Annotated in this window: 13 protein-coding genes; 4 read left to right on the top strand and 9 right to left on the bottom strand. The window is 60.8% G+C overall.

Annotated elements, in window-relative coordinates; all coding sequences use genetic code 11:
• Positions 1-47: 47 nt before the first annotated feature.
• Together ACXX9E_RS23270 and ACXX9E_RS23265 are read right to left on the bottom strand one after the other, a co-directional pair.
• Complete coding sequence (locus tag ACXX9E_RS23270; protein ID WP_042559912.1) at positions 48-446, bottom strand: MerR family transcriptional regulator; 399 nt, start codon at positions 444-446, stop codon at positions 48-50.
• Positions 447-588: 142 nt separating this feature from the next.
• Positions 589-1,524, bottom strand: a complete 936-nt coding sequence (locus tag ACXX9E_RS23265; RefSeq protein WP_128616368.1) for a LysR family transcriptional regulator — start codon at positions 1,522-1,524, stop codon at positions 589-591.
• A gap of 171 nt (positions 1,525-1,695) precedes the next feature.
• On the opposite strand from ACXX9E_RS23265, the gene ACXX9E_RS23260 reads away from it, so the two are divergent.
• Positions 1,696-2,925 (top strand): acyl-CoA dehydrogenase, encoded by a 1,230-nt coding sequence (locus ACXX9E_RS23260; RefSeq protein ID WP_458556272.1) that lies wholly within the window; start codon positions 1,696-1,698, stop codon positions 2,923-2,925.
• 144 nt (positions 2,926-3,069) lie between these two features.
• On the opposite strand, the gene ACXX9E_RS23255 is transcribed toward ACXX9E_RS23260, so the two are convergent.
• Both ACXX9E_RS23255 and xthA read right to left on the bottom strand, forming a co-directional pair.
• Positions 3,070-4,404: a substrate-binding domain-containing protein gene (locus ACXX9E_RS23255; RefSeq protein ID WP_458556271.1), complete on the bottom strand. Its 1,335-nt coding sequence runs from the start codon at positions 4,402-4,404 to the stop codon at positions 3,070-3,072.
• 180 nt (positions 4,405-4,584) lie between these two features.
• A complete protein-coding gene (gene xthA / locus ACXX9E_RS23250) occupies positions 4,585-5,397 on the bottom strand; it encodes an exodeoxyribonuclease III (protein ID WP_123462390.1) in 813 nt (270 codons plus the stop codon).
• Between the two features lie 326 nt (positions 5,398-5,723).
• On the opposite strand from xthA, the gene ACXX9E_RS23245 reads away from it, so the two are divergent.
• The 3 genes from ACXX9E_RS23245 to ACXX9E_RS23235 all read left to right on the top strand — a co-directional run bounded on the left by ACXX9E_RS23245 (position 5,724) and on the right by ACXX9E_RS23235 (position 11,839).
• On the top strand, positions 5,724-6,374 hold the full coding sequence (locus ACXX9E_RS23245) for a GNAT family N-acetyltransferase (RefSeq protein WP_123462394.1): 651 nt from the start codon (positions 5,724-5,726) through the stop codon (positions 6,372-6,374).
• 66 nt (positions 6,375-6,440) lie between these two features.
• A complete protein-coding gene (locus ACXX9E_RS23240; protein ID WP_458556270.1) occupies positions 6,441-8,168 on the top strand; it encodes an autotransporter assembly complex protein TamA in 1,728 nt (575 codons plus the stop codon).
• Positions 8,165-11,839 carry a translocation/assembly module TamB domain-containing protein gene (locus ACXX9E_RS23235; RefSeq protein ID WP_458556269.1) on the top strand — a complete coding sequence of 1,225 codons (3,675 nt, stop codon included), beginning with the start codon at positions 8,165-8,167 and terminating at the stop codon, positions 11,837-11,839. The genes ACXX9E_RS23240 and ACXX9E_RS23235 overlap by 4 nt, the downstream gene beginning before the upstream one ends.
• Before the next feature lie 165 nt (positions 11,840-12,004).
• Here the strand turns inward: ACXX9E_RS23235 and ACXX9E_RS23230 are convergent, their stop codons facing one another.
• The 5 genes from ACXX9E_RS23230 to ACXX9E_RS23210 all read right to left on the bottom strand — a co-directional run bounded on the left by ACXX9E_RS23230 (position 12,005) and on the right by ACXX9E_RS23210 (position 19,960).
• Complete coding sequence (locus ACXX9E_RS23230) at positions 12,005-14,515, bottom strand: fimbria/pilus outer membrane usher protein (protein ID WP_458556268.1); 2,511 nt, start codon at positions 14,513-14,515, stop codon at positions 12,005-12,007.
• Positions 14,516-14,600: 85 nt separating this feature from the next.
• Positions 14,601-15,350 carry a fimbrial biogenesis chaperone gene (locus ACXX9E_RS23225; protein ID WP_458556267.1) on the bottom strand — a complete coding sequence of 250 codons (750 nt, stop codon included), beginning with the start codon at positions 15,348-15,350 and terminating at the stop codon, positions 14,601-14,603.
• A gap of 72 nt (positions 15,351-15,422) precedes the next feature.
• Positions 15,423-16,019, bottom strand: coding sequence for a fimbrial protein (locus ACXX9E_RS23220; RefSeq protein WP_458556266.1), 597 nt, complete (start codon positions 16,017-16,019; stop codon positions 15,423-15,425).
• A 109-nt stretch (positions 16,020-16,128) separates the two neighbouring features.
• Positions 16,129-16,776 (bottom strand): response regulator, encoded by a 648-nt coding sequence (locus ACXX9E_RS23215; RefSeq protein ID WP_127652064.1) that lies wholly within the window; start codon positions 16,774-16,776, stop codon positions 16,129-16,131.
• A gap of 22 nt (positions 16,777-16,798) precedes the next feature.
• Positions 16,799-19,960 (bottom strand): hybrid sensor histidine kinase/response regulator, encoded by a 3,162-nt coding sequence (locus ACXX9E_RS23210; RefSeq protein WP_458556265.1) that lies wholly within the window; start codon positions 19,958-19,960, stop codon positions 16,799-16,801.
• Positions 19,961-19,969: the final 9 nt, after the last annotated feature.

The raw sequence follows: 19,969 nt of genomic DNA, 5'->3' as shown, positions 1-19,969 counted from the left end.
CGCTATCGCAAGCAGGCTCACTCCTACAGGGGGATTTGTGTTGTTTGTCAGATGGCCTGCTGGCTCTTGAGCGTCTGCTCCAGCGCCTGCACGCAGCGCTCTTCCGCCGTATCGAGCTCCAGCTTCATCTGTTCGATGTCGAGCAACTGTTGCTCCAGTTGTTCGCGGCGCTCGCTGATTTTCGCCAGCATGCTGTTGAGCTGTTTGGTGTTACCGCTGGAGGGGTCGTAGAGTTCGATCAGTTCGCGGCATTCGGCCAGGGAAAAACCGATGCGCTTGCCGCGCAGGATGAGCTTCAGGCTGACCTTGTCGCGGGGCGAATAGATGCGTTCCTGACCGCGACGCTCGGGGCTGAGCAGGCCTTGTTCTTCATAAAAACGGATCGCCCGGGTGGTGATGTCCAGCTCGCGGGCGAGGTCGGAAATACTGTAGGTCTGACTGCTCATGAAAGCGCTCGAAAGAAGGTCTTGGCGCTAAGCTAATGGCTGGTTGACGTTTACGTCAAGCAAGAAAAGGATCGCAGCCTTGGGCAGCTCCTGCACCTGTCTGTGCAGGAGCTGCCGAAGGCTGCGATCTTTTACTCTTTCTTCAAACCGCCTGCTTATCCAGCTTCTTCTCCTGCGCCGTCACCTGCTGGCACAACTCGATCATCTGTTCACGCATCCAGCGGTTGGCCGGATCCTGATCGGTGCTTTCATGCCAATACAGGTGCGTTTCCACCGGCGGCACATCATTCACCGGTAAATTGAACGCCTGCAGTTCATGGCGTCGGGCAAACCGCTCCGGCACCGTCATGACCATGTCGGTCTGCTGCATCACCTGCGATGCCATCAGATAGTGCTGCGAGCGCAGGGCAATCTTGCGCTGAATGCCCATTTTGCCGAGGGCCAGATCGACATACCCCAGGCCGCTGCGGCGGCTGGAAATATGGATGTGGGTCAGCGACAGGTAATCATCCAGCGACAGTTTTTCCTTGCCCGCCATGGGGTGACCCTTGCGCATCGCGCAGACGTAACGGTCTTCCATCAATTTGACGTGGCGCACCTGCGGGTCGGTGTTGAGCGGCGCATCCACGGCGAAGTCGAGGCGCCCGGCGGCCAATTCCTTGGTGGTTTCCCGGCGTTTGGACAGAAAACTTTCGATGATCACCGTCGGCGCCAGACGACGCAGGCGCTGGAACAGCGGCGGCAGAATCACCGCTTCGGTGAGGTCGGTCATGCTGATGCGGTAGGTCTTGACCGCTTGCGCCGGGTTGAAAATGCGGCTTTCCTGAACCGATACGCGCAGCAGCGACAGGGCGTTGCGCACCGGGCCGATGATGTTCTGCGCCATCGGCGTCGGCACCATGCCCTGGGCTGTGCGCACGAACAGCGGGTCGTTGAAGGTTTCACGCAACCGCGCCAGGGCGTTGGACACCGCCGGCTGGGTGATGCCGACAATCTGCCCGGCGCGGGTCAGGTTGGCTTCGGTGTAGATCGCGTCGAAGACGATGAAAAGGTTGAGGTCGACCTTACTCAGATTCATAACGCGGCTTCTCTTGTTTTTAGGGGCGAGTGTTCAGGGGCTGATGATCAGTGAATCATATATCGGTGATGAATGTTTATACACGCCGAGAATAGGCTAGGTAAATTATCAGCGCTGTTCTAGCATCGAATGCATGACTTAAACAACCTCTGCCACAGAAGGTATTCGCTCATGGATTTCGCTTATTCGCCCAAGGTGCAAGAACTGCGTGAGCGCGTGACCGCGTTCATGGACACTTACGTTTACCCGGCCGAAGCCGTGTTCGAACGCCAGGTTGCCGAAGGCGATCGGTGGCAGCCAACGGCGATCATGGAAGAGCTCAAAGCCAAGGCGAAGGCTGAAGGTCTGTGGAACTTGTTTCTGCCCGAGTCAGAGCTTGGCGCCGGCCTCACCAACCTGGAATACGCACCCCTGGCGGAAATCATGGGCCGCTCGTTGCTCGGTCCTGAGCCGTTCAACTGCTCGGCGCCGGACACCGGCAACATGGAAGTGCTGGTGCGCTACGCCAATGAAGAACAGAAACAGCGCTGGCTCGAACCGCTGCTGCGCGGCGAGATCCGTTCGGCGTTCGCCATGACCGAACCGGACGTTGCCTCGTCCGACGCCACCAACATGGCCGCCCGCGCCGTGCGCGATGGCGACGAGTGGGTGATCAACGGCAAGAAGTGGTGGACCTCCGGCGCGTGCGATCCGCGTTGCAAGATTCTGATCTTCATGGGCCTGAGCAATCCCGACGCTCCGCGTCACGCCCAGCACTCGATGATCCTCGTGCCGGTCGACACCCCCGGGGTGAAAATCCTCCGTCCGCTACCGGTATTCGGTTATGACGATGCGCCGCACGGTCACGCCGAAGTGCTGTTCGACAACGTGCGAGTGCCGTACGAAAACGTTCTGCTCGGTGAGGGCCGCGGTTTCGAAATCGCTCAGGGGCGGCTTGGCCCAGGCCGCATTCACCACTGCATGCGTTCGATCGGCATGGCCGAGCGTGCGCTGGAATTGATGTGCAAACGTTCGGTGAGTCGCACCGCGTTCGGCAAACCCTTGGCGCGTCTGGGCGGGAATGTCGACAAGATCGCCGACTCGCGGATGGAAATCGACATGGCACGCCTGCTGACATTGAAAGCGGCCTACATGATGGACACCGTCGGTAACAAAGTGGCGAAGAGCGAGATCGCGCAGATCAAGGTGGTCGCGCCGAATGTGGCGCTGCGGGTGATCGACCGGGCGATCCAGATGCATGGTGGGGCCGGGGTGTCGAACGATTTCCCGCTGGCCTACATGTACGCCATGCAGCGCACCCTGCGCCTGGCCGACGGCCCGGACGAAGTGCACCGCGCAGCGATTGGCAAGTTCGAGATCGGCAAGTATGTGCCGAAAGAGATGCTGCGCAGCGAGCGCTGATCCTGGACTGAGTTATCGTTCATCGCTGGCAAGCCAGCTCCCACAGTGTCCGAGTCGTACACAAAACCCATGTACGCTCAAAAAACCTGTGGGAGCTGGCTTGCCAGCGATGACGCAAGCAGGTTCAACACATCAACATCAGGCTCAATACACCCAAACCTCAACCCGCCGATTCTTGATCCGCCCCTCATCCGCGCTGTTCGCCGCCACCGGCATCAACGCGCCAAACCCGCGCACCTCACGCAACACCACGCCGTTCTTCACCAACTCCCGTCGCACCGCCATCGCGCGCAGTTTCGACAACAAGTCCGCCCGCGCCGGGTCATCCTTTTCATCACCAAAGCCCACCAGCGTCACCGCCCGGTCGGTTTTTTCATGGCGTTCTATATAGTCGAGTACGCGGGCGAGATCCTGACGCGCCTTGTTGTCCAGGTTCGCGCTGCCTTCCTCGAAACGGAAGTTCACCGTCAGACGTTGGGCGTGGCGGCTGAGGGATTGATAACCCTCGGGCATCAGTGCATTCGGCGCGACGCTCATGGCGTGTACGGTCTGGCTGATAAAACCGTTGGCTGCGACGATTGCCTGCCCCTGCGGACTTTGTGCAAACGCAACCAACGCCTTCGCCCATGGATGGTTGCTGTCGGGCGGTAGATAGAAGAACAAGCGCCGCGACAGCGGATAGTCCTCGGTGGCGATCAGGCTGTTGAAGGGGAGCATTGATTGCGACGCGCCATCGGCAATCGCCACGGCTTTGGCCTGACGCACATAGGGCAAACCGATAAAGCCAATGCCCTGCGGATCGGCGCTGACCGCGTCGGACAATTGCTCGCTGGATTCAAAGCGTTTCGCCGCGTTGTTCAGACTTTTCCCGCGACGATTGAGGACCAGTTCCTTAAACGTGTCGTAGGTGCCGGACTGGTCATCACGCGCATATAAATGAATCGGCCCGCCACGCCCGCCGAGCGCTTCCCAGGTTTTCACCTCGCCGGCGAAGATCCGCGCCAGTTGCTCGGTGTCGAGCTGCTGCAGCGGATTGTCGGGGTGCAGGATGATTGCCAGGCCGTCGATGGCGATGACTTGCTCGGCTTCAGGACTCTTCATGTCGCCGAGCGCTTGCAGACTGAGCAGTTCGCTGTCCTTGATCGGACGGGATGACGCGGCGAGGTCGGCAGTGGCCGCTTTCAGCGCCGTGAAGCCGGTGCTGGAACCGTGAGCGGCGATGTCCACGACCACGCGTTTACCTTGCGCGGTCTGGCCGACGACGCGTTGTTCGTTGGCGGTGTCCGGGGTTTCGCGGTGGACTTTGAGCAAGCCTTGTTCCTGCAACAGGCCCTCGACCAATGCGGGGCCAAGCGCCGCGCCGATGGTGTTGGAACCCTGAATGCGCAACACCGGGCCGTTTTCAGAGATGGGCAGGGTGGCGGCAGACACCGACAGCCATGCACTCGACAGAAAAACGAACAGAACACGCAGGGTCATGCCGGCACCGAATCAAGCCAAGGGGATTGCCGGGGAGATTAAGTCAGGCGCATGACCGAAACATGACACCGATGAAACTGTGGGAGCGAGCTTGCTCGCGAATACGGAGTGTCAGTCACCCGATATGTTTCTGATGCAACGCATTCGCGAGCAAGCTCGCTCCCACAGGCGATTCGAAGGTCAGGCCAGTTCCAGCCAGATCGGCGCGTGATCCGACGGTTTTTCCATCCCGCGCAATTCATAGTCCACGCCCGCGTCCTTGACCCGTGGCAACAGACCGTGGGAGGCGAGGATCACGTCGATGCGCAGGCCACGCTTGGGCTCATCTTCAAAGCCACGGCTGCGGTAGTCGAACCAGCTGAACATGTCGGTGACGTCCGGGTTCAAGTGGCGATAGCTGTCGGTCAGGCCCCAGTTTTTCAGGCGGGCCATCCACTCGCGTTCTTCCGGCAGGAAGCTGCATTTGCCGGTTTTCAGCCAGCGCTTCATGTTGTCCGGGCCGATGCCGATGTCGCTGTCTTCCGGGGAAATGTTCACATCGCCCATCACCACCAGCGGCTGTTCGTTGTGGAACTGGCTTTCCAGCAGGGCCTGCAGATCACTGTAGAAACGCTGTTTGGCGGGGAATTTGGTCGGGTGGTCGCGGCTTTCGCCCTGCGGGAAGTAGCCGTTCATGATGGTCACCGGCACGCCATTGGCGTCGGCGAACGTACCCCAGATGAAACGGCGCTGGGCGTCTTCTTCATCGGTGGCGAAGCCTTTGTGAACAGCGATCGGCTCGTTGCGCGAGAGCAGGGCGACGCCGTAATGGCCTTTCTGGCCGTGGAAATACACGTGGTAGCCGAGGGCGCGCACTTCTTCGAGCGGGAACTGGTCGTCGTGGACTTTGGTTTCCTGCAGGCCGATCACGTCCGGCTGGTGTTTTTCGATCAGCGCTGCCAGCTGATGCGGACGGGCGCGCAGTCCGTTGATGTTGAAGGAAACGATCTTCATGGTCGGCAGTCCTGGCAAAAGGGCGATGCTAGCTGACATGGGGGAGATGGGCCAGCGTGGGGCGGGAGAAATCATTTTTGGCGGTAGGATTTGTGTTGCCTGGGCGGGCCCCATCGCTGGCAAGCCAGCTCCCACAGGTTTCTCGGGTGCACATGAATGTTATGAACGACGCGGACACTGTGGGAGCTGGCTTGCCAGCGATGGGCCCCACCCGGTCGATGAAGATCCAGCCTTGGTCTATACCTGTGGGGAACTGCGCCAGCCGCAAAAGGTTCGTACCAACAAGAGCGCCGCCATTTGGACGCGCCTCGGGGAGAATCATCGTCATGCCTGAAACCCAGACCGCCATCGCCGATATTCACATGCTCGACCGCGGTTATTCCCGCGAAGCCCGATCGCTGCTGTATCAGGCCTATCGCCACGAACCGACCTTCGGTTACCTGTTCGAGGCCGAGCGGCCCGGCTATGAGCAACGGGTGCGCGCCACCGTGCGGGAGCTGGTCAAACAGCATTTTCTACAGGACCTGCCGGCCATCGGCCTGTTGGTCAACGACCGGTTGATCGGCATCGCCCTGATCGCACCGCCACAGCGTCGCCTGGGGATTACCGAAAGCTGGGCATGGCGCCTGCGCATGGTGCTCAGCACCGGTTTGCGCTGCACTCGGCGTTATCTGGAGTACCACAATGCCGTCGCCGCCTGCGTGCCCGGCGATTCGGTACACATGCTGCCGCTGCTCGGGGTGCACCCGCAGTTCCAGGGCAAACATTTCGGCGAGCAACTGCTGACCGCCGTGCACAACTGGTGCGCCGTCGATGAAACCTCTCAAGGCGTGGTGCTCGACACCGGCAACCCGCGATACCTGGAATTCTATAAACGTCAGGGTTATGAGGAGATTGGCGAAGTTGCCGTCGGCCCGGTGCGTGAACACGTATTTTTTCACGCCAATCCACAGCTGTTACAAACAGCAATGGCTTGACCATCGAACTTTTTCGGAAATTTCCTGTTCTATCACGCTCCCAAGCCCGTGATAGCATCCGCGCCTATGAAGTTTCCAGGAAGATTTACCAGTGGCGTGCTCATGCTGTTAACCAGCTGCGCGGCGCTGGCGCAAAGTGAATTGGATGTGCGGATCAAACCGTCCAACGATGAACTGAAGGCCAATATAGAGGGCTATATCGGCAGCCTCGGCGATCGTGACGAAGCAGCGTTGCTGCGCTTCAGTCGCGGTGCCGAGGAGCAGGCGCGCAAGGCCGCCCAGGCCTTGGGCTACTACCAGCCGCAGATCGACAGCGACGTCAAGGGCGGGGACAAACCGCGGCTTGTGCTGAAGATTGATCCCGGCGAGCCGATTCGCCTGCGTAACGTCACCATCCGTGTCGACGGCCCGGCGGCCGCTCTCAAATCCTTTCGTGTACCGAACAGCGACGTGCTCAAGTCCGGCGCGGTGCTCAACCATGGTCGCTACGAAGACGCCAAACGGCTGATCCAGAACCAGGCCTCGCGTTTCGGCTTTTTCAGCGGCCATTTCACCAGCCAGAAACTCATGGTCGACCCGCGCGCGGGGGTGGCTGACATCGAACTGATCTACGACAGCGGCCCGCGCTATGCACTGGGCAAAGTCAAATTCGAAGGCGACACGCCCTTCGACGAAGACCTGCTGCAACGCATGGTGCCGTTCAAGGAAGGCGAGCCGTATGACTCCGAACTGATCGCCGAACTCAACCGCGACCTGCAATCGAGCGGTTATTTCGAAGGCGTGCGCGTCGATGCCGCGCCCACTTCGGCGAAGAATGACGTGATTCCGGTGGACGTCAAACTCGACACGCGCAAGCCGCGCACCATGGGCCTGGGCCTCGGTTATTCGACCGACGTCGGCCCACGGATCAAGGCCAACTGGACCCGCCACTGGGTCAATCCGCAAGGCGACAGCTACGGCTGGGAAGCCGAACTGTCGGCACCACGGCAGAACGTCGGGCTGTTCTATGACATCCCGCTCGACCCGCCGCTGACCGACAAACTGCGCTGGGCCGGCGGTTATCAATATGAAGACATCGACGGTTCCGACACCCTCAGCAAGCTGCTGACGTTCGGCCCGGAATGGCACAGCAAGCTGCCCAGCGGCTGGCAGCGGGTCATTTCGTTGAAATGGCAGCGTGAGGAATACCAGCTCGGTGACGACTCCGGTCTCAGCACCTTGCTGATGCCCGGTATCAGTTACTCGTACCTGAAAAGCGACAACCGCATCGACCCGCACAATGGCTATCGCCTGACGTTTGAAAGCAAAGTGGCGAAGGAAGGCCTCGGCTCGGACAACAACCTGCTCTATGGCACCGCGTTGATCAAAGGCCTGACCACCGTATTCGACAACCATCGCTTCCTCGGGCGGGTGCAGGTCGGCGGCAGTGCCACCAACGGCTACACCTCGGTACCGCCGTCGCTGCGCTTCTTTGCCGGTGGTGACCAGAGCGTGCGCGGTTACGACTACCAGAGCCTGTCCCCGGAAAACGCCAAGGGCGACCGTATCGGCGGGCGCTACATGGTCGCCGGCAGCGTCGAGTATCAATATTCGATCGCCGAGAAATGGCGGGTGGCGACCTTCGTCGACCAGGGCAACTCCTTCAACAAACTCGAACTGCCGAACCTCAAGACCGGGGTCGGTATCGGTGTGCGCTGGGTCTCGCCGGTGGGGCCGATCCGCCTCGACCTGGCCCACGCGCTGGACGACGATGGCGGCATCCGGCTGCACTTTTCCATGGGGCCTGAGCTGTGAAGCGTGGTTTGAAAATATCCGCAGTGGTGCTGTTAGCGCTGCTGCTGTTGATTGTCTTGAGCATCAGCGCCGTACTCGGCACCCAAGCGGGCAGTCGCTGGGCGCTGGGGTGGGTGCCCGGTCTGAGCGTGGAGAATTTCCAGGGCCGCCTCGGCGGGCAGTGGAGCGCCGATCATCTTGTATGGCAGCAGGACAGCAGCCGGGTCGAGCTGGACAAGCCGATCTTCGCCTGGTCGCCGCTGTGCCTGACCCGCATGACCCTGTGCATCGACCAGCTCAAGGCGGATCAGGTCATTCTGCAATTCCCGCCGAGCGAGGAGACGACTGACAGTGGCCCGATCAAACTGCCGGACCTGCAACTGCCGGTGGCTATCGAACTCGGTGACGTGCAGGTCGGCAGCCTGCTGTTCAACGGCAGCGAGCAGCTCAAGGGCCTGCAACTGGCGGCGCACTGGACCGCCAAGGGGATGCAGATCGACAGCGTCAAACTGCAGCGCGACGATCTGAGCCTGAACCTCTCCGGCCTGCTGCAACCGACCGGCAACTGGCCGTTGAACATCGCCGGCGACCTGAGCCTGCCATCGGTCGGCACAAGCCCCTGGACGCTGGCGCTCAAGGTTGACGGCGACCTGCTGAAAACCCTCAACCTGCACGCCGACAGCCGCGGTTACCTCGATGGCCAGTTGAACGGCGAGCTGCAACCACTGGCGGAAAACCTGCCGGCCAAGGTGCGCATCACTGCGGAGGCGTTCAAACCGAGCGCCGATCTGCCGGACACCCTGCAACTCAATCAATTGGTACTGACCGGCGAAGGCGATCTGAAAAACGGCTATCAGCTAAACGGCAATGCCACGTTGCCCGCCGACAAAGGCCCGGTGGCGCTGCTGCTCAAAGGCAAGGTAGACGCCAGCGGTGCGCAGATCGCCGGCCTCGACCTGACGGCCAACGACAAGCAAAGCCTCGCACTCACCGGCAGCGTCGACTGGAGCAAAGGCCTCACGGCTCAGGCCAATATCAATTGGCAGGATTTTCCGTGGCATCGGCTGTATTCCGAGATCGACGAGCCGCAAGTCGCCTTGCGTACCTTCACTGGCGAAGTTTCCTACACCGACGGTCAATACATCGGTAACTTCGCCGCCGCACTGGATGGCCCGGCGGGGGCGTTCAGCCTGAGCAGTCCGTTCAGCGGCAGCCTGAAACAGATCGCTTTGCCGCAACTGAAAATGGAAGCCGGGCAGGGCAAGGCCGAGGGGCATGTGAACGTGCAGTTCGCCGACGGCATCGCCTGGGACACTGCGCTGGAACTGTCAGCGTTGAACCCGGCGTACTGGGTCGCCGAGTTGCCGGGCACGTTAGCTGGACCGCTGAAAAGTAAAGGCGAGATGAAGAACGAGCGCCTGAGCCTGACCGCCGACCTCGACTTGAAAGGCAAACTGCGCGGTCAGCCGGCGATCCTGCAAGCCAAGGCTGACGGTGCCGGCGAGCAATGGAACCTCAACGCCCTGCAAATCCGCCTCGGTGACAACAGCATCAACGGCAAGGGCAGCCTGCAACAGAAACTCACCGGGCAGATCGACATCAAGCTGACACGGCTGGCCCAGCTCTGGCCGCAGCTGCGCGGGCAGGTCACTGGCCAGGTCAACGTCGCCGGTACGCTGAAAGCACCGCAAGGCAAGCTCGACCTGCAAGGTGCGCAACTGGCATACCAGGACAATCGCCTGCAAAGCCTCAACCTCGATGCCAGCCTCGATAATGCGCAACGGGCGAAGGTCAATCTGAAGGGCAGCGGGATTCAGGCCGGCGACACTAACCTCGGCGTGTTGACCGCCAGCGCCCAGGGCGACATCAAAAGCCAGAAGCTCAACCTCGACCTGATCGGGCCGAAACTGAAACTGGCCTTGGGGCTGGACGGCAATCTGGACAAGGGCAACTGGCGCGGACGTCTGGCCAGTGGTGACATTCAGGCCGGTGGGCAGGACTGGAAACTGCAAAACCCGGCCAGGCTCGAACGCCTGGCTGACGGCAAGATCAACTTCGGCGCGCATTGCTGGATGTCCGGCAATGCCAGCCTGTGCGGCGAAGACCAGCGGCTGCTGCCCGAGCCGAAATTGCGCTACCACCTCAAGCAATTCCCGATCGAAAGCCTCGCGCAATGGTTGCCGAAGGATTTCGCCTGGCAAGGCAAGCTCAACGCCGACCTGCAACTGGACCTGCCGGCCAGCGGCCCGAACGGTGTGGTCAGTATCGACGCCAGCGGCGGCACTTTGCGCATGAAGGAAAAGGATCAGTGGCTGGACTTTCCGTACCAGACCCTGAAACTCACCAGCAAACTCACACCGAAGCGCATCGACACAGACCTCAACTTCGTCGGCGGCAAGCTTGGCGAACTGATGGTGCAGGCCCAGCTCAATCCACTGCCAAAGAACAAACCGCTGAGCGGCTCGTTCCGTCTTAGCGGGCTGGATCTGTCGGTGGCGCGGCCGTTTGTACCGATGGTCGAAAAGCTCACCGGGCACTTGAACGGCAGTGGCACGATTTCCGGCGGGCTGCTGGCGCCGCTGGTCAACGGCACGGTGAAACTCAGCGACGGCGAAGTGTCCGGCGCCGAGTTGCCGCTGGAACTGAAGGATCTGCAACTGCAAGCGGTGATCGCCGGTGAAGCGGTGCGCCTCGACGGTGGCTGGAAGAGCGGCAAGACCGGCCAGGGCAGCCTCAACGGCAACGTCGCCTGGGGCCAGGCGCTGATGGTCGATCTGGCGTTGAAAGGCACGCAGTTGCCGGTCACCGTCGAGCCCTACGCCAAGCTGGAAGTAGCACCGGACCTGAAGATTTCCATGGCCGGCGACGAGTTGAAAATTGCCGGCAAGGTGCAGGTGCCGAGAGGCGAAATCACTGTGCGCGAACTGCCGCCCTCGACGGTGAAAGTCTCCGACGACACGATCATCGTCGGTGCGCAGACCGAAGAGGGCAAGCCGCCGATGGCGATGAAAATGGACATCGACGTGGTGGTCGGCGAAGACAAACTGAGTTTTGCCGGCTTCGGCCTGACCGCCAACCTGCAAGGTCACGTGCACATCGGCGACAACATGGACACCCGCGGCGAACTGTGGCTCAACGACGGCCGATACCGCGCCTACGGCCAGCGCCTGAACGTGCGCCGTGCGCGTCTGTTGTTCGCCGGCCCCATCGATCAGCCGTATCTGGACATCGAAGCGATTCGCCAGACCGATGACGTGATCGCCGGTATTCGCCTGAGCGGCAGCGCCGAGCAGCCGACCACGCAGATCTTCTCCGAGCCGGCCATGAGCCAGGAGCAGGCGTTGTCGTATCTGGTCCTCGGGCGGCCGCTGAGCACCAACGGCGAAGACAACAACATGCTCGCGCAAGCGGCGTTGGGGCTAGGCCTGATGGGCAGTTCCGGGGTGACCAGCGGGCTGGCCAAGGACCTGGGCATTCAGGACTTCCAGCTCGACACCCAAGGCAGTGGCAACACCACCAGCGTGGTCGCCAGTGGCAACATTTCCGAGAAGCTCAGTTTGCGTTATGGCGTCGGCGTGTTCGAACCGGCCAGTACCATTGCGCTGCGTTACAAGCTGAGCAAGAAGGTCTATCTGGAAGCGGCCAGCGGTGTCGCCAGTTCGCTGGATATCTTCTACAAGCGCGATTTCTAGATCGCGCTTGCTTCTTGAATCGGGTCGCTGCCATCGCTGGCAAGCCAGCTCCCACAAGTCTGTCCGGCGCACCTGAATGTTGTGCCCGGCAAGGACCCTGTGGGAGCTGGCTTGCCAGCGATGGCGTCCTCTGAGGCGCAATCGCTGGTGGGCGCAGACGAAGGGTTACTGGAGATCCGCTGATTTCTCAGAGGTTGTCGGGCGGCACACCAGCGCCACCCGCTCGTAGTTCAGCGCCTTGTTGCGTTCCGGCAAGGCATAAGGCGCTTCGCAGCGCTGGTTCTGCCAGTTGATGGTCAGGGTACCGGCGTCGGCTTCCACCAGCGCCAGTGCCTTGCCGCCCGGGTCGGAGATCGCCAGTTGCTTGCCGGCGCTGTCCTCCAGCGAGGCGCCAAACGGGATCGGCTGGTGTTGCGCGTCGAACAAGGCGAACTGCACGCGGCGTCCGGTCTTGCTGGTGTAACGCGCCAGCACCACCGCACCACGGCGTGGCACCACTTGCCGGGTCGCATTGTCGATCTCGATATCGCCGCCCAGATCGCGGGTGTCGAGGTTGATCCAGTTCACCCGATAAGGCTGCGCATTGGGCACCACGGCGAAGCCGTTACTGCCGGTCTTGGCCCCGCTGAAACTGCCGATTTTCACCCCTTCCACGCCTTCGACCTGCGCCAGCGCGAATGTCTCGCCCACGGTTTGTCCCAGGTTGACCCCGCCGCCGTGGCCGACGATCGAACCTGCCAGGTTAAGGTTCTGCGAGTTGTAGCCGCGTCCCTGACTGTAGCCGGCACTGATATCCATCACCGAGGTGCGAGTGCTGAGGTTGACCGACCCAGAGCTGCCGCCGGTGCTGCTGTTGCCGGCTTGTACCGAGTAATAGGTGTCGCTGTCTTCCGACAGATAGCCATTGATGCCCATTTGCGTGGTGTCGCTGGATTTCTGCGTGCTGGCCGAGACAAAGGCCCGTGGTGCACGGGGCTTGGAACCCAGCGGGAACGACACGGACAGGTTGACCAGCGTGTCGTTGTTCGCCGGGCCGTAATTGCCGACATCTTTGGAGTAGGTGGCGCCGATGTTGTAACTCACATCCCCCCAATAGTTGCTGTAACCGGCCGACAGGCTTTGCGAACCGCCGCGTCCCCAATAACGCTGGTCGCTGGCATTCACGTAGACGCTGCCAAATTCCTGGTTGCGCCCCAGGCTCTGGTTGACGGTCAGGTCGGTGCGGGTTTTCGAGTTGCCGCTGCGTTGCTGGCCATCGCGGCTCAACTCCTCGACGTGCTCGGTGAGAGTGCGATAGCCCTCGGTCGAGTAACGGTAGGCGGCGAGGGTGAAGTTGGTGTCGGTGCCGGTGAACGTCTTCGCATACAGCGCGCGCAAGCTGTTACCGGTGACCGTTTCGCCGAAGGTGTTGCTCATGGAGTGGGTCAAGTCCAGTGAGATCGCACCGATGGCAGTATTGCGACCGGCCCCGACGGACAACGCCTTGAAATTGTCCGTGGCCTGCACACCGACGATCCCGGACAAGTTGCTGCTGATGCCATACGCCAGTGTGCTGCTGACAAACTGCGGGGTCTGCTGATCCTCGCTGTTGCTGTTGTACTGGCCGGCCGAGACGCTGTACTTCAACTGGCCCTGACGGACCATGATCGGCAGGCTGGAAAATGCTTGCACCGTCACCCGGCGTCGACCATCGGCTTCGATAATCGTCACTTCCAGGTCGCCATTGGAACCGCTGGGGTAGATATCGCTGATCTCGAACGGCCCCGGCGGCACGTTGGCGGTGTAGAGGATGTAGTCGTTCTGGCGAATCTCCACGGTCGCACTGGACTGCGCAATGCCGCGAATCACCGGCGCATAACCGCGCTCGCTGTCGGCACGCATGCCGTCGTCGGACGCCAGTTTCAGGCCACGATAGCGCACGCTGTCGAACAGGTCGGCATCGGAGAAAATATCCCCGGCGCTGAACTGGCCTTTGAGTGCGGTCACGTCATGTTGCAGATAGCTGCGGTTGCTCTTGAACGTGCTGGGCTGGCCGGTGCTGCTGTTGAAGTTCGACTCGTTGCGCAAGCGCCAGCCACCGAGGTTGATCCCGTTGCGCAAGCCGAGGTTGTTGGACAGGGTGTTGTCAGCCTGGGTGCTGTTGCGGCTGCTGCTCAACTGGTAGTTGATGAATGCGGCGGGCACGCCTTCGTCCCACAGCGCCGGGTCGACGTAACCACGGCGGCCACGCTCCATGGCGCTTTGCGGCACGCTGACCATCAGGCGCAGGCGCGGCACGTCGTAACGCACGCTGGCATGATCGATCAGGGCGGGCAAGTCGATGCAGGCGTCGGCGTCATCAGCGGCCAGTTTGCCGCTGGCTTGCAGTTGGCCGATATCGACCCCCAATTGCTGCACCATCTCCAGGGTCAGGCAGGCCTCGACCTTGCCCGTGCCGGGGTGGCGACGGAAGTCGATATCGCGACGGCCGACCAGGGTCTCGTTGCCGTAGAGGTCGACCCGGTAAATGCCGGGTAACACGCGACTGCTGGCGAGCAGCGATTGCAGGTCAACAGAGGAGGGCGCGCCTTGCAGAAACGATGTATTGAATTGTTCTTCGTCATCGGCCAGGCAGGTGCAACTGAACACCAGGGCAATCGAAAATGGCGCCAATCCGTCGCGCTTGAGTAAAAACATACAGGAACCCTATATCACCTCCGAAACGAACTAACGGAGCGAAGAGAAATACAGTGACAGTGCGGCTGTAGCAGCGGCACGGAAGTTATGGCGCTTCTTTATTCAAACTGGCGCGGGCATCGAGATTGTTCGAAAGTTGCGCGCTGTAACGGTCTTGTGCGCCATAGTCATTAATGCTGCTGAATAACAAGCGCACTGTATTGGCGTTGTGAAGTTGTTTGAGGCTGAACTCTTTCTGTTCGCCGGGGGCGATCATCATCGAATCAAAAGGGTGTTCGCTGCCTGCGCCGGATTGCAGGGTGATATCGGCAATCGACACGTGATACTGGCCCGGGTTGTTCACCTGCAGTACTCGTTTGCCGGCGCGATCGGCCAGGCGCCAGGTCAATTCGCTCGGCGCCAGATACGCGTTGTTTTTCAGTGCCGGCGGGCGGAAGAACACCTTGATGCGCTGGCGCACGGCCAGTTGCAAAGTGTTCGCCGATTTAGCCGACTGGGGAATTTCCTGCACGTTGAGCCAGACCACCGACTCGCGGTCGGTCGGCATTCCCGCGCCTTCGTAGATCACCCGCAAGATCTGCTGTTCGTCGCCGCTGACGCGCACCAGTGGCGGCGTGACGGCAAAGGGGACCGCGGCGGTTTCACTGGAATCGGTGTCGATCCACGACTGAATCAGTACATCTGCACCGCTGTTACGCACGGTGATCCCAGCTTCCTTGTGTTGGCCGTCGAAGACCAGACGGGTGCTGCTCAAGGAAATGCCGGCCATGGCCTGATTGGCCACGAGCAGACCCAAAAGGCCCGCACAAAAGGACAATGAGTGACGATAAAACATAGGGGGTACCGCGCAATTGAATGAGGGTGCAGGGCCGACCGGCCCCGCACCAGGCGTGAGTGTTCGCGCGGGTTATTCGTATTGCAGCGTGAACGGCAGGGTGGCATCGCCGCGACCGGCAACAGCCAATTTCGGATCTGCAGTGGTGACGTAGGCGGCCGAGAATTTCAGCGAAGTGTTGCTGTCTTGCAGGGTATTTTCGATCTTCGCGGTGGACGGCGAGCTCAGGTCGATCAACGCGCCGTTGGAGTCGAGCAAGGCGATACCGATGTTCTTCGCAGCGCCCAGGCCGTCGATCAGCTTCAGCACTTTGGTCCCGGCAACGATGCCCGAGCCTGCGCCCTTGGTCGGTTCGAAAATCATCGCCACTTTGGTGCCGGCGTTGCAGTTGATCTTCATGTCGAAGTTTTCGGCGCTCAGGGTGCCGTTGCCTTTAGGTGCAGTGGCGGTGCCCATGTCCTTGATCGACACTTCGCCCATGTTGACCGAAATGGTTTTGTTGCTTCCGGCGCCTTCAACCGAGCAGGCATCGTTGTTGATGGTGCCGGTGAAGTTGATGGTGCCGCTACCAGCCTTGGTCGGGGTTGGGGCCGGTGGATCTTCTGCCAGCGCATTGCCCGTGGCGGCAATGATCGAAAGGGCGAGAAGTGCGCGAGTCAGCTTTTTCATGTTGCTTTTCCATTGGTTGGGGTTAAAGCAACACAATAAAACCCGGGTTCCCGGTGGAACATCAGACGATTCCTAGATGCGGGGATGTTACGTCGAAGTGCAGAGTCGTTTATTTGAACAAGTTGCGTTCTATGCAATAAGCCAGTAACTCTTGATCGCTATTTACTTCAAGTTTGCGCATGGCTGAGATTTTCTGCGTACTGATGGTTTTGGCACTTCTGTTCAATCCTCTGGCAATTTCGTTAACGCCCTGGCCTTGAACGAACAGCCGCAGAATTTCATGTTCCTTGGGCGACAGTCGGGAAAAGCGTTCATCCAGATCGGCGCCATCGTTGAGCACCGACGTTGGCGCTGGTCCTTTGCTACGTACCCGATTGCCTTTGGCAATGGCTTTGAGCGCCACCTCTATTTCAACGTGCAGCTGGCTTTTCTGAATCACCGCCAGTACACCAAGTTCCTGCAGGCGGGTCAGGATCAGAGGATTGGAAATCATGGTCAGGACCAGCACCTTCACTTCAGGAAAATGCCGGGTCACGAACTCCACCAGCTTCAGGCCGTCACCGTAGGGCGAGTCACCGGGCATGTTGAAATCGGTGATCAACAGATCCACCGCCTGAGACTTCAGCAACTCGATCAAGCCATCGGGACACACTGCCTCGCCCACCACGTTGAAGCGTCGGTCACGCTCGACCAGTTCCCGTACCCCCAGAAGGACGATGGGATGATCGTCGGCGATGACAACGTTGAAGGTTTCCATGGGTGCTTTATCCAGAGTGAAATTATTCGAGGGTGTCGAGCAGGTCAGTCAGACGCGCCAGTTGTTGGCGCACTTGCAGGGCCAGCGCCGGGGTGATCGCCATGCCGGTCAAGCGACATTCCAGCTCGACAAACGTGCTGGCCAGGGCCTCGACCCGCACGGCGCCGAGTGCCCCGGCCATGCTGTGCAGTTGCTGTGCGACGCTGCTGGCGTTGGCCGCATCGAGCGCCGTCAGTGTGGCCTGAACGTCGCGGCGCAGGGTCGCGACAAACAGCTCGCGCATTTTGGGTGAGAGGGGTGGCGCGGCGTCTGCCACCGGCGCGATCGCTGTCTGGCAGTGGCTTTGCAGCTGTGTGCGCAGTGTCGCCAGGTTCAGCGGCTTGACCATCCATGCGTTCATGCCGACGGCGGCGCAACGTTCGCCTTCTTCGCGCAGGGCATTGGCGGTGACGCCGATGATCGGCAGCGTTGCATCCTGCTGGCGCAGTGCAGCGGCCAACTGGTAACCGTTCATGATCGGCATGTTGACGTCGGTCAGCAGCAGATCGAAGCGTCCGGGTGCCCATTGCACCAGCGCCTGTTCGCCATTGGCGGCGACCACTACCGAACAGCCCAGCGCCTCCAGTTGTTCCTTGATGATCGCCGCGTTGATCGTATTGTCCTCGGCCACCAGTACGCGCAGGTTCAGCGTTCGGCTGTTTTTCTGCTGCGAAGGCGCACGCGGGTGACTGGCGCCGTGTCGGGCCAGCGCAATTGCCCAGCCAATTGCACGTACATCGTCGGCATCAACCAGCCAGTCGCTGCCGCTCACCTGCGCCGGATTGGGGCCGCCCGCCATGGCGATGATTCGCGGGCCATCGAATACGCTGGCGTTGGCCAGCGGCGCAAGGTCCACCAGCAGCGCCGGGGAGGGCGGCAGCTCGTTCGTCACCAGGCGGCAATCAAGACCAAAGCGGTCAAGCCAGGCGCTCAGATGCTGCGCCAGTTCGGCCACCGGTGCCCGTACATAAACGGCGGCGCCGCCGGCCACGAACGATGGGCAATCGGCGAGGCTGCCAGGTGCGCAATCCAGGGTCAGTTGCAAGTTGAAGCGGCTGCCCAGTCCCGGCTCGCTGACCACGTTCAACTGACCCTGCATCAACTCACACAGCCACTTGCAAATGGCCAGACCCAACCCGGCACCGGCATGACTGTCGGCTTCGTTGACTTGATAGAACGGGTCGAACAACTGCTGTTGCTGCGCCTGGGAAATGCCCACGCCCGAATCGCTGACCTGCCACTGCACCTCGGCGCGCCCGCCAGTGTTTTGCAGCACATGAACGCGCATGACCACACGGCCATTGTCAGTGAACTTGATTGCGTTGCTCAGCAAGTTATTGAGGATCTGGCGAATGCGCTGCGCATCACCGAGCAATTGATCCGGTAGCGCCGCATCGATGCAGGCATACAGTTGCAAACCTTTGCCACGGGCAAACGCGCCGAAGCTGCGCACGACGTCTTCGGTCAGCTCCAGCGGACAAAACGGCTGAAGCTCGAGATTCATTTGCCCGGCCTCGATCTTCGACACATCCAGCACGTCGCTGATCAGCTTGAACAGACTGGCCGACGAGCGCTGGATGGTGTCCAGATAAGCCTGTTGACGCGGGTTCAGCGTGGTCAGACCGAGCAGTTCCAGAGTGCCGAGCACGCCATACAGCGGCGTGCGGATTTCATGGCTCATCGTCGCCAGAAACCGGCTCTTGGCTCGATTGGCCGAATCAGCGGCCTGGCGCGCGACCTCAAGCGCCGCCGCGTCTTCGACATGGCGGGTCACATCATGCAGTGCACACAGCCAGGCGTCCTGGCCCTGATAACGGGTGGCGACGAAGGCGACATGCAAATGCCGACCGTCAATCTCCAGTTCGGCATGGCCTTGGCCGGTCGCTGCCTGCCGGTCGAGCAGGTTTATCAGTTCGCGGGTGTCGTGCCATTGCTGGGCGCGCTGGTTCTCCAACAACACCTGATGATCGCGGCGACTGATCACGCACAGGCCAGTGGGCGCGGTGTCGATGACCGCGCGGCTGAACGCTTCGCTTTCGGCGATGCTCGCGTGGGCACTTTGCGCGGGAAGAATGACGCGCTGGGTGTACCAGCGATTGAGTGCCCGGCCACTGCCGAGCAGGGCGAGCACGAGAACCAAAAGGCACAGCAATGGCCACAGCGCGTAATCGAGAAAGCTCTGCACACTGATAACGTAAATCGCCGTCCACGGACGTTCGTCGGGGCTGGTCAGCTTGAACACCAGGCCATCCGCGGTCAGATTCGTGCCTTCATTGAGCACTTGATCGGGCTTCAGCGCACCGATCAACACCGTACCGTCGGGCGTGAGCAGGGTGAAGTCGTCGTAAATCGACCACGCCATCAAACGCTCGATGTTGTTGACCTGGGACAGTTTCAGCAGCGCGCCGACCACCGCCCAGGAGTTGGCACCTTCGATGGCCTGCGTCGGTTTGCTCAGATTGATCCGCACGTAGGCCAGCAGAGTCGGGGTAACGTTGTCCTTCTCGGCGAACGCGTAGGGCACCCAGTGAACCTGCGTTGAAGTCTGCGTGCGCCGTTGCATGTTCATCCGGGTCATGAGCTCGACGAAGGTGCTTATCTGCGTCGGCCCTGCACCACGCAAACGGCCGGCGGCGGGCACGGCGATATCGAAATTGTCCGGCCCGTTGAGCAGGATCACCTGCGGTGACTGGTAATGCGAGGCTGCCCAGAAGGCGCTGTAATAAGCTGCCAGATAGCTGCCGAGGGCAAACACCTTGGGGTGTTGGCTGGGGGCGATTCGCTCCGGATCGATCTTTACGCTGAACGGCAGCGAAAACGGCAGCCCACGGCCTTCGTAAATGTTCGGCCCTTCTTCGGGCAAAAGCTTTTGGACAACAGGTGGCGTCACAGCCTCGGAAAGGTACACACCCTTGGCGCTGGCCCTTGAGATAGCGTCGAGAAAGGCTTCCTGCTCGTGAATGTTTTCCATCAGTCGGGCGAAGTGGAACTGCAGGGTATCGCGCTGTTCTTCCACCATACGCTGCACGCCCAGATAACTGATGCCCAGCAACAACAGGGCCAGCGCACCGAGCACCAGCAAGCTCTTGTTCAGGCGTAGCGAACTGCTGGCGAGTCTTTCCAGAAATGCGTTGGGCTGCGGCATTACAGCGCC

The organism is Pseudomonas sp. GNP014, from assembly GCF_054344005.1.
Note: the sequence above shows the minus strand (reverse complement) of the source record. Positions and strands in the feature narration are given on the sequence as shown.

Coding starts and splice junctions, on each gene's coding strand:
- ACXX9E_RS23270 (WP_042559912.1), bottom strand. CDS start 446: ATGAGCAGTCAGACCTACAGTATTTCCGACCTCGCCCGCGAGCTGGAC.
- ACXX9E_RS23265 (WP_128616368.1), bottom strand. CDS start 1,524: ATGAATCTGAGTAAGGTCGACCTCAACCTTTTCATCGTCTTCGACGCG.
- ACXX9E_RS23260 (WP_458556272.1), top strand. CDS start 1,696: ATGGATTTCGCTTATTCGCCCAAGGTGCAAGAACTGCGTGAGCGCGTG.
- ACXX9E_RS23255 (WP_458556271.1), bottom strand. CDS start 4,404: ATGACCCTGCGTGTTCTGTTCGTTTTTCTGTCGAGTGCATGGCTGTCG.
- xthA (WP_123462390.1), bottom strand. CDS start 5,397: ATGAAGATCGTTTCCTTCAACATCAACGGACTGCGCGCCCGTCCGCAT.
- ACXX9E_RS23245 (WP_123462394.1), top strand. CDS start 5,724: ATGCCTGAAACCCAGACCGCCATCGCCGATATTCACATGCTCGACCGC.
- ACXX9E_RS23240 (WP_458556270.1), top strand. CDS start 6,441: ATGAAGTTTCCAGGAAGATTTACCAGTGGCGTGCTCATGCTGTTAACC.
- ACXX9E_RS23230 (WP_458556268.1), bottom strand. CDS start 14,515: ATGTTTTTACTCAAGCGCGACGGATTGGCGCCATTTTCGATTGCCCTG.
- ACXX9E_RS23225 (WP_458556267.1), bottom strand. CDS start 15,350: ATGTTTTATCGTCACTCATTGTCCTTTTGTGCGGGCCTTTTGGGTCTG.
- ACXX9E_RS23220 (WP_458556266.1), bottom strand. CDS start 16,019: ATGAAAAAGCTGACTCGCGCACTTCTCGCCCTTTCGATCATTGCCGCC.
- ACXX9E_RS23215 (WP_127652064.1), bottom strand. CDS start 16,776: ATGGAAACCTTCAACGTTGTCATCGCCGACGATCATCCCATCGTCCTT.
- ACXX9E_RS23210 (WP_458556265.1), bottom strand. CDS start 19,960: ATGCCGCAGCCCAACGCATTTCTGGAAAGACTCGCCAGCAGTTCGCTA.